The sequence below is a fragment of the Dethiosulfatibacter aminovorans DSM 17477 genome (genome assembly GCF_900142005.1).
Lineage (GTDB): Bacteria > Bacillota > Clostridia > Tissierellales > Dethiosulfatibacteraceae > Dethiosulfatibacter > Dethiosulfatibacter aminovorans.
In genome coordinates this window covers 211,504-225,474 of the sequence record NZ_FQZL01000006.1, presented here as the reverse complement: position 1 = coordinate 225,474, position 13,971 = coordinate 211,504, and the positions used below count along the sequence as shown (strand labels likewise).

At 36.7% G+C, this 13,971-nt stretch carries 13 protein-coding genes; 12 read left to right on the top strand and 1 reads right to left on the bottom strand.

The genetic code is table 11. The features are described 5' to 3' along the window. Positions 1-20 precede the first annotated feature (20 nt). From recG to BUB05_RS04540, 4 genes are read left to right on the top strand one after another with little or no spacing between them, the layout of a single operon-like run. Positions 21-2,054, top strand: a complete 2,034-nt coding sequence (gene recG / locus BUB05_RS04555; RefSeq protein ID WP_175548502.1) for an ATP-dependent DNA helicase RecG — start codon at positions 21-23, stop codon at positions 2,052-2,054. 38 nt (positions 2,055-2,092) lie between these two features. Further along, positions 2,093-2,644: a 16S rRNA (guanine(966)-N(2))-methyltransferase RsmD gene (gene rsmD / locus BUB05_RS04550; protein ID WP_073047846.1), complete on the top strand. Its 552-nt coding sequence runs from the start codon at positions 2,093-2,095 to the stop codon at positions 2,642-2,644. A 1-nt stretch (position 2,645) separates the two neighbouring features. Next, positions 2,646-3,125 (top strand): pantetheine-phosphate adenylyltransferase, encoded by a 480-nt coding sequence (gene coaD, locus BUB05_RS04545; protein WP_073047843.1) that lies wholly within the window; start codon positions 2,646-2,648, stop codon positions 3,123-3,125. Position 3,126: 1 nt separating this feature from the next. Then, positions 3,127-3,570: an ATPase gene (locus BUB05_RS04540; RefSeq protein WP_073047840.1), complete on the top strand. Its 444-nt coding sequence runs from the start codon at positions 3,127-3,129 to the stop codon at positions 3,568-3,570. Between the two features lie 33 nt (positions 3,571-3,603). Here BUB05_RS04540 and BUB05_RS04535 read toward each other — a convergent pair whose 3' ends face one another. Then, on the bottom strand, positions 3,604-4,809 hold the full coding sequence (locus BUB05_RS04535) for a nucleotidyltransferase (protein WP_073047836.1): 1,206 nt from the start codon (positions 4,807-4,809) through the stop codon (positions 3,604-3,606). Positions 4,810-5,073: 264 nt separating this feature from the next. Here BUB05_RS04535 and BUB05_RS04530 point away from each other — a divergent pair, with 264 nt between their 5' ends. The 8 genes from BUB05_RS04530 to smc all read left to right on the top strand — a co-directional run bounded on the left by BUB05_RS04530 (position 5,074) and on the right by smc (position 13,969). Next, on the top strand, positions 5,074-6,282 hold the full coding sequence (locus tag BUB05_RS04530) for an acetate/propionate family kinase (RefSeq protein WP_073047834.1): 1,209 nt from the start codon (positions 5,074-5,076) through the stop codon (positions 6,280-6,282). Positions 6,283-6,339: 57 nt separating this feature from the next. Further along, complete coding sequence (locus tag BUB05_RS04525) at positions 6,340-6,837, top strand: YceD family protein (RefSeq protein ID WP_073047831.1); 498 nt, start codon at positions 6,340-6,342, stop codon at positions 6,835-6,837. 3 nt (positions 6,838-6,840) lie between these two features. Then, positions 6,841-7,020: a 50S ribosomal protein L32 gene (gene rpmF, locus BUB05_RS04520; RefSeq protein WP_073047828.1), complete on the top strand. Its 180-nt coding sequence runs from the start codon at positions 6,841-6,843 to the stop codon at positions 7,018-7,020. A gap of 204 nt (positions 7,021-7,224) precedes the next feature. Continuing rightward, entirely contained in the window at positions 7,225-8,226 is a 1,002-nt protein-coding gene (gene plsX, locus BUB05_RS04515; protein ID WP_073047825.1) for a phosphate acyltransferase PlsX, read from the top strand. Next, the gene (gene acpP / locus BUB05_RS04510; RefSeq protein WP_073047822.1) at positions 8,223-8,465 is read left to right on the top strand and encodes an acyl carrier protein; all 243 of its coding nucleotides are present in this window, start codon (positions 8,223-8,225) and stop codon (positions 8,463-8,465) included. Before plsX ends, acpP begins: the two co-directional genes overlap by 4 nt. Before the next feature lie 165 nt (positions 8,466-8,630). Beyond that, positions 8,631-9,341: a ribonuclease III gene (gene rnc / locus BUB05_RS04505; RefSeq protein ID WP_073047819.1), complete on the top strand. Its 711-nt coding sequence runs from the start codon at positions 8,631-8,633 to the stop codon at positions 9,339-9,341. Beyond that, positions 9,325-10,428, top strand: coding sequence for an elongator complex protein 3 (locus BUB05_RS04500; RefSeq protein ID WP_073047816.1), 1,104 nt, complete (start codon positions 9,325-9,327; stop codon positions 10,426-10,428). The genes rnc and BUB05_RS04500 overlap by 17 nt, the downstream gene beginning before the upstream one ends. Beyond that, entirely contained in the window at positions 10,403-13,969 is a 3,567-nt protein-coding gene (gene smc / locus BUB05_RS04495) for a chromosome segregation protein SMC (RefSeq protein ID WP_073047813.1), read from the top strand. The genes BUB05_RS04500 and smc overlap by 26 nt, the downstream gene beginning before the upstream one ends. The last annotated feature ends 2 nt before the right edge of the window (positions 13,970-13,971 follow it).

The window sequence follows — 13,971 nt, the reverse complement described above, 5'->3', positions numbered from 1 at the left end:
TATTGGATTTAGAGGTGTTTATGAACGTGACCCTTAAAGACATACCGGGTATAGGGATTAAAAGCATAGAGAAATTGAACAGACTTGGCATCTTTACAGTTGATGATCTTCTGGGATACTATCCCTACAGATACGAAGACAGAACTGTATCCAGACCTGTATCTCAACTTGAAATCGGCGAAAAGGCTTTGATTTCCATAAGGCTGGCATCAGGTGTCAGGAGCAGGACGTCAAGATACAGGAAAAGTTTAACAGAGGTGGATTGTTCCGATGATACTGGAGTCATAAAAGCCATCTGGTTCAACCAGCCATATATCGGAGATAAAATATCAAATTATCGTGACGCCTGCCTTTATGGAAAGATACAGGAGTTCAACGGAAGGCTTCATATAGTAAATCCTGAAATTGAGAATATGCATAATTCCCATAAAATAATGGGCATCAAGCCTGTATACAGACTTAGCAAGGGTATACAGAATTATGAGGTGAAAAAGGCAATAACCAGCTTTTTTAAAAAGTATGGCAGGAGTGTTGAAAACATAATTCCTGAATATCTTATTGGGAAGTACAAACTTATGAACCGCAGGGACGCCCTGAGATGCATACATTTCCCTACGGACAGGAAATCTTACCAGAGAGCAAAAATCACCCTTGCCTTTGAGGAACTCTTAATACTTCAGCTTGGGCTTGCAGCTGTTAAAGCCAAGACGGCAATTAAAAAAGGCAATATTCATCGCTTTAATAATGATATTGAAGAATTCAAGAAATATCTGAAATTTGAGCTTACCGGTGCACAAAACAGGGTGATTGAAGAAATGAAGACGGATATGTGTTCGAACAGGATAATGAACAGACTTGTTCAGGGAGACGTTGGCAGCGGAAAAACGATTGTATCTTTCTTTGCGGCTTTTCTTGCATTCAAAAATGGTTATCAATGTGCATTGATGGCACCTACAGAGGTCCTTGCAAGACAGCATTATGAAGGATTTTGTGAAATGTTTTCAAATCTTGGAATCAAGACGGAAGTGCTGTTGGGAAGCCAGAAGAAGAAAGAAAAGGAAGAAATCAAGAAAAAAATCAGGAATCATGATATTGACTTTATTATAGGAACACATGCACTTATACAGGATGATGTGGTTTTCAAAAATCTGGGGCTTGTTGTCACTGACGAACAGCACAGGTTTGGCGTAAAGCAACGCTCATTGATATCAGGAAAGGGTAATAATCCAGATGTGCTCGTCATGAGCGCTACACCGATACCTAGAACTTTGTCATTGATAATCTATGGAGATCTGGACGTATCGGTGATTGACGAACTACCTCCGGGAAGAAAGAAGATAGATACCTTTATAATAAGAGGGAAGAGATATGAAAAGCTTTTGAAATTTGTAAGAGGGGAGCTGGATAAGGGTAGACAGATATATTTTGTGGCTCCTTCCATTGCCGATAACGAAAATGGCATGATTTCAGTTGATGAGATACGGGAAAAACTGGAAGGAGAGTTGTCAAGCTTCAATATAGCCACTATACACGGAAAACTTAAAAGCGAAGAAAAGGAAAAAGTCTTTAGGGGATTTGAAGACGGTGAAATCGACATACTGGTTGCAACAACAGTTGTAGAGGTAGGGGTGAACGTACCTAATGCAACAGTAATGGTTATAGAAGGAGCGGAAAGATTTGGACTTTCGCAGTTGCATCAGTTGAGAGGTCGAGTAGGCAGGGGAAGTGAAAAATCATATTGTTTCCTTGTTACAGATTCTAAAAACAGCAATACAATGGAAAGACTTAAGGCAATAGAAAAATCCAATGACGGGTTCTACATAGCGGGGGAAGACTTGAAGTTGAGAGGTCCCGGGGAATTTCTCGGAGTAAGGCAGCATGGAACTGTCGAACTCAAATTTGCATCGACATATGATTATTCCGGTATGATAGAAGTGATTCACGAGGAGTCCAAAAGAATAGTGGAAGAAAACCTGATTGATCAAGAAGGTTTTGAAAGTATTAAAAACAGCATACACAAATACTATAAAGATAAAAAAATCATTTTAAATTAGTTGGTTATATTATATAATTATGATTGGAGATGTAAAATATGAGGGTTGTTTCAGGAAAGGCAAGAGGAACTAAACTGTTTTCGCCAAAGGATAATTCGGTCAGACCGACAACGGACCGCATAAAAGAATCTCTATTTAATGTCATCCAGCCCATAAAGAAGGATTCCACTGTTTTGGACCTTTTTGCAGGAGCAGGAGGCATAGGCATTGAATTTATCAGCAGAGGTTCATCAAAGGTTTATTTTGTAGATAAAAGCAAAGACAGTATAAATATTATTAAGAAAAATATAGAAAAATGTAGATTTGAGGAATATTCTCAAATATTATATTCTGATTTCGAAAGGGCAATTGAGGAAATCAGAAGAAGCTCCAATGAGATAGATTATATATTTATTGATCCACCTTACGGAGTATATGATTTGGGCAGCATACTCAGTTCTATATTGGATGCAGGTATTCTTTCGAGGGATGGGATGATTATCATTGAAAGTGATAAAGATGATAATATTTCATTTGATGATTGTGAATTCAATCTGTTTAAGGAGAAAATTTACGGAAGAACAAAACTGACAATAATTACAGAGGTATAAAATGAAGGTAATGTATTCGGGAAGCTTTGACCCCGTGACTAAAGGACATCTGGATATTATATACAGATGCTCAAAAAAATTTGATGAAGTTTTAGTGGTTGTGTTTGACAATAATTCCAAAAAACATCTTTTCACTGCAGAAGAAAGAAAAGGACTTATTGAAAAAGTTACATACAACCTTGACAATGTATTTGTTGACCTGGCGGAGGGAATGCTTGTTGATTATGCAAGGGAAAACAATATAGATGTCGTAATAAGGGGATTAAGAGCGGTTTCGGACTATGAATATGAAATGACGGTTGCGTCAATGAACAATCTTCTATATAACGGACTGGAAACTTTGTTTATGCTGTCATCACCAAACTATTCGTTTATCAGTTCGAGCATTGTAAAGGAAATTGCAAAGCTTAAAGGGGACATAAGTCAAATGGTTCCAAAAGTTGCAGAGGAAGCTTTGATAAAAAAATTTGAGGAGGAATAGAATGGAGATAATAAATCTGTTGGAAAAGCTAGAGGATATAATTGAAGAGTCATCAAAATTTCCAATGTCAAATAAAGTTATTGTTGACAAGGAAGAAATCCTTGAAATAATTACAGACATGAGAATCAAATTGCCTGATGAAATAAAACAAGCATCCTGGATAAAGGAAGAAAGGCAGAGAATTCTTTCGGAAACTCAAAATGAAGCTACAAACATGATTAGTGATGCGAAAAGCCTTCAGGAAACTTTAATTGATGATCACGAACTTACAAAGCTTGCAGAAAAGAATGCAAAGGGAATAGAGGAGACCGCAAGAAAGACTGCTTTTGAAATAAAGAGCGAAACACAGGAATATTGCGACAAGCTTCTTGCAAAAACCCAGGAAAGTTTTGAAAAAATGCTGGCAACAATAATTGAAAACAGAGAAGAAATCGAAAATATGTAAAGATGGCTTAAAGCCATCTTTTTTTATGGGCGGTCAGGACTTGTCTACTATAGAAGGGTTAGAAGTTGCTTCGCTGTTCAAATTCTTGGAATTAACCGAAAAATTGTATATCTGCGAGGCTTTGTTTGTCGCTTCAAATATCTTTCTATCGGCAAGACTGGATGTTTTATGGTTGAAATCGGATTTTTTTGTTATGAAGTTGATTCGGTGCTTGTTGTTTTTCATAAAAAGCTGACCCTTCTTGTCAAATGAAAGAACTCTGACATTGTTAATGTTTTCGATTTGTATTGATTCATATAAATCATTTGTAAGATTTAGAAGAGTATTTAATATGATTCTTTGAATTCTTGAATAGGTGAATCTTTTTGACTTGACACCTTTTATGAATTGGTCAAGGCTTTCATGGATGCCAAGATTTTTTTTAAACCTGTTTTCAATTCCTTCTTTCATATCATAAATATTGGTGAGGTCATTGTGGCTTGAAGACAGCATCTTGTATTGAACGAGCGGATAACAATGATTCAGCGAGTTGAATTTACCATATGAATCAAGAAAAGACATTATGCGTTCATGGGAATATAATGGAACACTGTCGAAAACATTGGGATCATTGCTTCCAAGAAGTGTATTCCTTATTGCGCTCGCACTGGAATATTGACCTTCCATTTGACTTGAATTGTATGAACTTCCTATTCTTTCTATATTTAGCGGTTTGATGTTGTAATTGTTTTTTATTATCGTTTTTACATACTCTATTCCAAGAATATTGTTGGGGGTGAACACATGATCCAGGTTTTCTCCAACAGTCATGGAAATCGCCATGGGATATGAATATCCCTTGTTGAGGTTGCTTTTGAGCATGGCTTTGAATTCAAGCGTCTCCTTTGAAAGCAGTTTGGATATATTTATTATATCATTTAGATCTTTACTTTCAGTACCGAAGCATATGCTTCCAACATCCATCTTTGAAAGTATGCCCAAAGCACCTTTGGCAAACATTTCGGCGTTTTGGACAGCATAAGGGAGAGGCAGTTCCAGCACTATGTTGCCGCCTCCTATAACAGCTGCTTCGGCACGTCTCCATTTGTCTATGATTGCCATATCTCCCCGCTGGACAAAATTGCCGCTCATTATTATTACTATGCAGTCTGGTTTGTATTTTTCTTTTACTTTTTTCAGAAGATATTCATGCCCGTTGTGGAAGGGATTGAATTCTGATATTATACCAATATTATTCATTTTTATCACCATAGACAGTATATAATAAAAATCCGCAATCGTCTATTGCCAAGTGGAAAATAAAAACAGCTGACTAGGTTAAATTCATTTGGGTGCCTGGAAAACCTTATCCTGTTGAATATCTTTGATCAATAAACCGAAATTTCAGTATTGAAACTGCATATTCTCGCAAAAACTTTAAATGAGCAAACTAAATTATTGATTTATTAGGGATTTTATATTAATATATATAGGTCAGTTATATATATAATTAGGAGGATTCAAATGAATATTTTAGTAATCAATTGCGGTAGTTCTTCACTTAAGTATCAGTTGCTTGACATGGAAACTGAAAATGTCCTGGCAATAGGTCTTACGGAAAGAATAGGAATAGAAGGAAGCAGAGTCAAACATGAGACTGTTGGCAAGGAAAAGGTTGTAATAGAACAGCCTATGGAAAGCCATAAGGAAGCTATCCAACTTGTTCTTGACACTCTGGTAAACCCTGAATATGGTGCTATTGCATCCCTTGAAGAGATTGATGCTGTTGGCCACAGAGTTGTTCACGGTGGAGAGAAGTTTGCAGGTTCAGAAGTTATCACAGAGGAAGTAATAGCAGCCATGGAAGAGTGTATCGACCTGGCACCTCTTCACAACCCGCCGAATATCATAGGAATAAGAGCATGTCAGGAATTGATGCCTGGAGTACCAATGGTTGGAGTATTTGATACTGCATTCCACCAGACAATGCCTGCATATTCATACATATATCCGCTTCCTTATGAGCTTTATGAGGAGCTTGGAGTTAGAAAATATGGCTTCCACGGTACATCACACAAATATGTATCTTTAAAAGCCGCTGAAATGATGAATCAAGACATCAAAGATCTTAAAATAATCACTTGCCATCTTGGTAACGGTGCAAGTGTTACTGCAATCAAGGATGGTAAGTCTTTGGATACAAGTATGGGTCTTACGCCTCTTGAAGGACTTGCAATGGGCACTAGAAGTGGAAACATTGACCCTGCAATAGTTACGTTCCTTATGGATAAGAAGAATCTTTCCATAGACGAGGTTAACCATATAATCAACAAGGAATCAGGAGTTTTGGGAATATCAGGCGTAAGCAGTGACTTCAGAGACATTGAGGAAGCAGCTGAAGCAGGAAATGAAAGAGCACAACTGGCACTTGACATATTCCATTATCTGGTTAAGAAATTCATTGGAAGCTATGCAGCTGCAATGGGTGGCGTTGATGTACTGGTATTCACTGCAGGACTTGGTGAAAACTCCGTATCTTCAAGAGAAGAAATATGCAAGGGTCTTGAATTCATGGGAATAGAAATAGATCCTGAAAGAAACAACGTAAGAGGAAAAGAAACTCTTATTTCAAAAGATGGAGCTAAAGTGAAGACATTTGTAATTCCTACAAATGAAGAACTTATGATAGCAAGAGACACAAAATCATTAGTTTCAAAAAACTTAATTAAATAGCTTGACAAATTCGTATAATTTACATATAATTTTCTTTGCAGTCTTGAGGTGATTTATTTGATTTTAGATTTAAAGGATTTTTTAAAAGACGATTCGGTTTATAAGCAATATATCAAAGGCATAAGACCAGAAAGCTTGCAAACAGAAGACTTTGTCAAATTGACCGATGATGTTATGTGTACAGTGGATGTATACAAGACAGATGAAAATCTTTATGGGGAAGTAAAGCTTGTTTACAAGTATATGGAAACATGTGCCAGATGCCTTGATGAGTTTGAACATCAGGTAGAAACTGAATTTAAAATTAGTATAGGTGAAGAAAACGGTGAAGATGAACTAAACATTGAACTTGTTGATGATAAAATTGACTTGACGGATGCTATTGTTCAATCGATTTACATATCTAAGCCTATAAAAGTCTTGTGCAAAGATGATTGCAAAGGTATTTGTCAAAAATGTGGAATAAACAGAAACCACGGTGATTGTAACTGTGATGAAGAAATTGTTGATCCTCGTTTAGATAAATTAAGAAAATTGCTTGATAAGGAGGTGTAGCTAATGGCAGTACCAAAGAGAAAAATATCCAAAGCTAGAAGAGACAAAAGAAGAACAGCAAAAGAGAGAGTTAAAGTAACAGGTTTTGTTGAGTGTCCACAATGTCATGAGGTGAAGCTTCCTCACAGAGTTTGTAGAGAATGCGGATACTATGATGGAAGAGAAGTCTTAAACGTAGAATAATAAAACCATGAAGATAGTGTTAGCACTATCTTCATTTTTATTTACATGACATCCATGATAATTCCGGTTTCTGGGAATTATCATGGACGTCGGATAATTCGAAGGAAAGAAAGCAGCTGCTCGATGTCCTGAGAATTTTATTTTGATTGCAAATTCATTTGTTCTACGTTATACTAAAACTTGAGTATTATATCGAGGTGTAAAATGAATATTATTATGGACGCAATGGGTGGAGACAACGCACCTGAAGCGATAGTCAAAGGCTCAATTGAAGCATTAAGAGAATATGACGTAAAAATCACTTTTTCCGGAAAGGAAGAGGAAATAAAGAAATATTTGAATATTGAAAAAAATCTTTTGAACAGAATTGAAATAATAAATGCTGAGGATGTCATAACCAATGAAGACAAGCCTGTAAAGGCTATCAGAAAGAAAAAGGACTCCTCAATGGTAAAGGGGATGAATGCCCTAAAGGATGGTTTTGGCGATGCATTTGTTTCAGCAGGAAATACAGGAGCCATACTCAGTGGAGGCTTGTTCATAGTAGGAAGACTTCCTGGAATAGAGAGGCCATGTCTTGCGCCATTGTTTCCCAATGGCGAAAGGTTCAGTTTGCTGATGGATGCCGGTGCCAATGTAGACTGCAAACCATTATTCTTAAATCAATTTGCACTTATGGGATCCATTTATATGGAGAATGTTCTAAAGATTGAAAACCCAAAAGTGGGACTGATAAATATTGGAACGGAAGAGGGTAAGGGAAACAAGCTGGTAAATGACACCTTCAAGCTTTTAAAGGAATCCGAACTGAACTTTATCGGAAATATTGAAGCAAGAGACATATTGTCAAATGACGCAGATATTTTGGTATGTGACGGCTTTGTTGGAAATGTTGTCCTTAAGCTTATGGAAGGAGTTGTTTCCGAGCTTATGGGAAGGATGAAGAATGAAATACTCAAGACTACCAAGGGTAAAATCGGCGGATATCTCATAAAAGATTCCATGAAAAGACTCAAGGATAAGCTTGATTATTCGGAACATGGGGGAGCGCCTTTACTGGGACTTAAGGCACCAGTAATTAAAGCCCACGGAAGTTCCGACAGTACCGCAATAAAAAATGCAATAAGACAGTCAAAGATATTTTTGGACAGCGGAGTGAATGAAATTATCAAAGAAGAACTTGATAGGGGAGGAAATGACAATTGATTTTTCAAACAATAAAGAACTTGATTATTGAAAGGCTCAACCTTGAAGAGGATATTGAAATAACCATGGATACATCTTTTTCAGATGATCTTGAAGCGGATTCCATAGGTCTTGTTGAACTTATCATGAGTATTGAAGATGAATATGATATCGAAATTGATGATCAAGATGGCGAAAAGATAAAGACTGTTAGAGATGCAGTTGAATATATCGAAGGTATAATAAATAAAAAGTCCTGATTTCAGGACTTTTCTTGTAAGGTGATAATAGGATATACCTTAATGATTGGTGATTGGTGATTAACTTCAAGTTAATTAGCAATCTCTAATTATTAATATCTGCCGATAAGGGCAGTGTTGAAATTTGCAGGATGTTAGTCTTGCAAGGATAATAATGGAGGAAAGATGGATAATAATTTATCGCTTATTGAAGAACGATTGGATTACAGTTTTACTGACAGGGAGCTCCTTGTAGAGGCCCTGACTCACAGTTCATATTCAAATGAAAATGGACAGGATATTAAAAACAATGAAAGACTGGAGTTTTTAGGTGACGCCGTACTGGAAATAATGGTCAGCAATTACCTTTTCAGCAAATACAAATCCATGCCTGAAGGAAAGCTGACAAGACTCAGATCCAAGGTGGTTTGTGAAGAAATATTGTATGATATTGCAATAGATATTGAAATAGGTAAATTTCTCCTGCTTGGAAAAGGTGAGGAAATAACGGGTGGAAGAGAAAGGAAATCCATATTGGCAGACAGTATAGAGGCTATAATTGCCGCAATATTTCTTGACAGCAACATGGACACAGTCGTAGGTCTTTTCCTGCCGAGATTTAAAAAATATATCAATCTTGCAGTTACTGGAAAGCTTAACATGGACTATAAAACAAGGCTTCAGGAAATCATTCAGAAGGACGATTCCTCAAAGCGAATCAAATATGTTGTATATAAGGAAGAAGGACCTGACCACGACAAGATATTCTATGTCAAGGTACATCTTGACAAACAGACCATAGGAAGAGGTTGTGGAAAGAGCAAAAAAAATGCAGAACAGGAAGCTGCCAAGGCGGCACTTACCAGCAGGGGATGCATAGATGAGAAAGAAGACTAAGATAATACCGATTTTTATTCCCCATCAGGGTTGCCCAAATGATTGTATTTTTTGTAATCAAAAGAAGATTACAGGCAAGGGAAAACATCTGGATGTATATGAAATTGAAAATGACATAAAAGAATTTTTTTCGACTATAGATGTTGAAAATTATGAAGTTGAAATAGCTTTTTTTGGCGGCAGTTTCACAGCTATTGATATTGAACTGCAAAGAAGCCTTTTAAAGATCGCCTATGACTATAAAAGCAGGAAACTTGTCAATAGAATAAGACTGTCTACGAGACCTGATGCAATTGATTATGAAATTCTCGACATTCTTGAAGATAATGGAGTTGACATTATAGAACTTGGGGTCCAGTCATTGAATGATGATGTATTGCTGAAAATCAACAGGGGGCATACTGCTGAAGATACTCTAAGGGCCAGCAGTCTAATAAAAGAAAGAGGGTTCATTCTCGGTCATCAAATAATGCCTGGAGTTTATGGAAGCAGTCCCTTAAATGATATAGAAACTGCTGAAAAGTCAATAGAAATGAATCCTGACATAGTCAGGATTTATCCGGCTCTTACCATCAGGGATACAAAGATGGAGGAGCTATATAATGACGGAAGTTATAATCCGCCAAGTCTTCTGAAGAGCATCGATGTTGTTGCATACATATATTCTCTTTATGAAGTGGCGGGAATTAAAATAATCAGGGTTGGCCTTCAAGCTACCGAGAATATCAATTATGATGGAGATATTGTAGGCGGACCGTTTCATCCTGCCTACAGACAGTTGGTGTTGACCCATATAATGACAAGCAGTCTTGTTTGGATGCTAAAAGACTGTGAATTGGATGAATTGACAGTAGCGTGCAGCAAGACCATGATTAATTCCTTTGCAGGAATAAATGGCAGGGGAAAGAAAGACTTGATCGAAAAGCTGGACTTGGTTTCAGTTAAATTTAAGGAATACCATAAAGAAAATACTGTTTTGCTAAAATTCAATGATATGGAAGTTGTTGTCGAAACAAAGAAATTCTTCGATTATTTCATAAAAACCAACAAGGAGTCCGGTTATGTATTTGAAGGAGATAATTATTAATGGATTCAAATCCTTTCCTGAAAAAACGGTTATAAAAATAAATTCTGAATTCACAGCCGTAGTTGGGCCCAATGGCAGTGGAAAGAGCAATATTTCCGATGCATTCAAGTGGGTTATGGGCGAGCAAAGCGCCAAGACTCTCAGGGGAACCAAAATGGAGGATGTAATATTTGCAGGCACGGAAAGACGAAAGCCCCTGGGTTATGCGGAGGTAAACCTTGTATTCGACAATTCTGACAAAAGGCTTCCCATAGAATATCAGGAAGTATGTGTAACCAGAAGACTTTTCAGAACGGGAGAAAGTGAATATCTGCTCAACAAAACATCTACCAGGCTTAAGGAAATAAGAGAACTGTTTATGAATACCGGCATTGGTATAGATGGGTATTCCATAATCGGCCAGGGCAGAGTCGAGGATATAGTCGGTACAAAATCCGAAACCAGAAGAAAGGTTATTGAAGAGGCTGCAGGAATAGTCAAGTTCAAGACAAGGAAGGAAGAATCCATAAGGAAGCTTTTAAAAACGGAAGAAAATATTGAACGGGTAAATGATATAATTTCGGAAATAGAACAGCGTATTGAACCTTTGAGAAAGCAAAAGGAATCTGCCGAAAAATATCTTGAATTTAAAGGCACCCTGAAATCAGCGGAGCTTAATTTGCTGTCCAGGGATTATGATGTTCAAAATGAATTCCTTGAAGATATCAAAGAACAGTTGAAAAGCAAAACCGAGGAACTTAAGAAAATTGAAGAAAAGCTTGAAAACAATAGAAATGGTTTTGAGAAGCTTATTTCAGACAACAAGGTTTTGGATGAAGAAATTTCAGGTTATGAGCTGAAGAATTCTGAATATAACAAGAAGTTTTTTGAAAATGAAAATTCATTAAAGCTACGCAAGGAAAAGAAGATTCTATTTGAATCAGAAAATGACAAAATAAAAAATGCCTTAGTAAACAGTGATGAAAGACTTCGTCAATGGGCAAAAGAAATTGAAAGATGCAAAAGTGAAGAAGAGAAAGTAAAGATTGAAATTGACTACTTCAGGAAAGTGCTTTTAGAAAAGGAAAAAGAACTGGAAGCATTTATCGAAGAAAGCAACAGCATTCAAAGTGTAATAGAAATGAAAAAAAACGATGTTTTTGAGATGTACAATATCCAGACGGAAACAAAAAGTAAAATTAATATTGTAGATTCCTTAATATCGAATCTTGAAGATAGATACAAGAGCCTTGAAACCGAATATTCCAATGCGGAGGAATCTGAAAAAAGGATATTTGAAAGCATTGCCGAAAGCAATGAAATGCATGAAATAAATACTGCGAAAAAGGACAGGCTGACGGAGGAAATACAAGAAGCAACCTCTGAAACAAACAGGTTTAAGCTTGAAAAAAATGTATCCGACAATGAACTTGTTAAAATCAAAAACAGCCTTAATGAGGTTGAATCGAAAAAAAAGATATTGAGCAGAATGCAGGAATCTTATGATGGCTATTACAAGAGCGTGCAGAGATTTATGGTTGACTGCAAGGACAACAAGGTATTCGATGATAAAATAATAGGTGTGGTGGCGGAACTTGTAGAAGCTGAAAAATCCTATGAAACAGCTCTTCAGGTGGCGCTGGGAAGTTCTATGCAGAACATTATCATTAAAAATGAAAAATACGCTTCGGAAATAATATCCTATCTTAAGAAAAGAAATATAGGAAGGATAACCTTCCTGCCTCTGGATACAATGAAGCCAAGAAAGCTGAATACTCATGAACTCAATGCGCTGAAATCTACCGGATGCATAGGGGTGTTCAGCGAATTGGTAGCTTATGAAGACAAGTATAAAAATATCATCGACTACCTTTTAGGCAGGGTAATATTGGTCGACAGTATTGAAAACGGAATTAAGATTGCGAAAAGTATAAATTACAGCGCAAAAATTGTGACCGTTTCAGGAGAAACCGTCAATGCGGGAGGATCCATTACTGGTGGTACCATTAAGAATTCCATCAACCTTGTTGGAAGGAAAAGGGAAATAAGTGAATTGGAGGACCTGGCAGAAAAGACTGTTTCAGCGGGCAGAAATGAAAGCGAAAGAAACAGGAACTTAGTCGACAGGATTCGGGAACTGGATATATGCTGTGAAAATTTAAAGACTTCCCTTAACAAGGTGGATATCGATATAAAAAACAGTATGCTTGAATCCAAATATCTCAAGGAAGAACTTGGTAGAATCCAGTCCGGAAAATCAAAGCTTCATGAAGATTTCGAATTTTTGAAAATAGAAAAAAGCAATTATATTTCTGAAAAGGACAAAAGGCTCAGTGAACTTGATGAATACAGTGAGAAAATCAGATTCATTGAAGAGGAGCTTGAAGAAAGAAGCAGTACGTACAAGAATTCAGTCAATGAGCTTGAAAGCCGACGAACAGGAATTACAGATTATAAAATAAAGATTACAGAGCTTGTCAGCAGCAGGGAAAACATCTTGAATGAAGCAGGAAATATTGAAAACAGGGTTTCAGCAGAAAAAACAACATTGGATAGCAGCAGGGAGTTGATTGAAAAGAACAACTATTTAATCAAGGAACTGGATTTGGAATCCTTGGAAGTTGAGAAAGTGAATGAAATGTTGTCGGACAAGATAAAGTCCATTGATATGAAGCTGGCGGAGACAAGGGAACTAAAGAAAAAGAATCAGAATTTGCAGTATGAACTTCAAAAGAGCATGAATGAAGACACAAAGCTCATTGGAGAATTGGGGATTGAAAATAATTCAATCAAGACAAAGATTGAAATTACAGAAAATAAAATTGTTTCAATATCGAATCAGATGTGGGAAGACTATGAGATGAGTTATGCCATGTGTTGTGAATACAAGGATGAATCATTGAGCATGACAAAGCTGAAAGAAATCGTAAGAAAATCGAAAAGTGCAATAAAAAATCTTGGAGATATAAATATCGGGTCAATTGAAGAGTATAATTCAGTATCTGAAAGATACGGATTCCTTGTTAAGCAAAAGGATGATCTTGACAAGGCGAAGGACAAGCTGAATAAGGTAATAAATGAGCTGACATACAAGATGAAAAAACAGTTCAGTGAGGAATACGGCAAAATAAGAGAGCAGTTCAAGGCGGTTTTTGTAACTCTCTTTAATGGTGGAAAGGCAGATATAGTGATGACCGATGAAAGCGACATGCTGAATAGTGATATAGAAATATATGCACAGCCGCCAGGTAAGAAGCTTAACAAGATTTCATTGATGTCAGGTGGAGAAAAAGCAATGACTGCAATAGCGTTGTTGTTTGCCATTCTAAAAATAAATCCAACGCCATTTTGTATACTTGATGAAATTGAAGCGGCACTTGATGATGCCAACGTATACAGGTTTGCGGCATACTTGAAGGAATTTTCAAAGGAAACACAATTTTTAGTAATTACACATAGAAAGGGAACCATGGAATTTGTAGACACTCTATATGGAACGACTATGGAAGAACAGGGCGTTACAAAACTCGTATCCATGAAACTTTCAAATTATAATATGTAGGA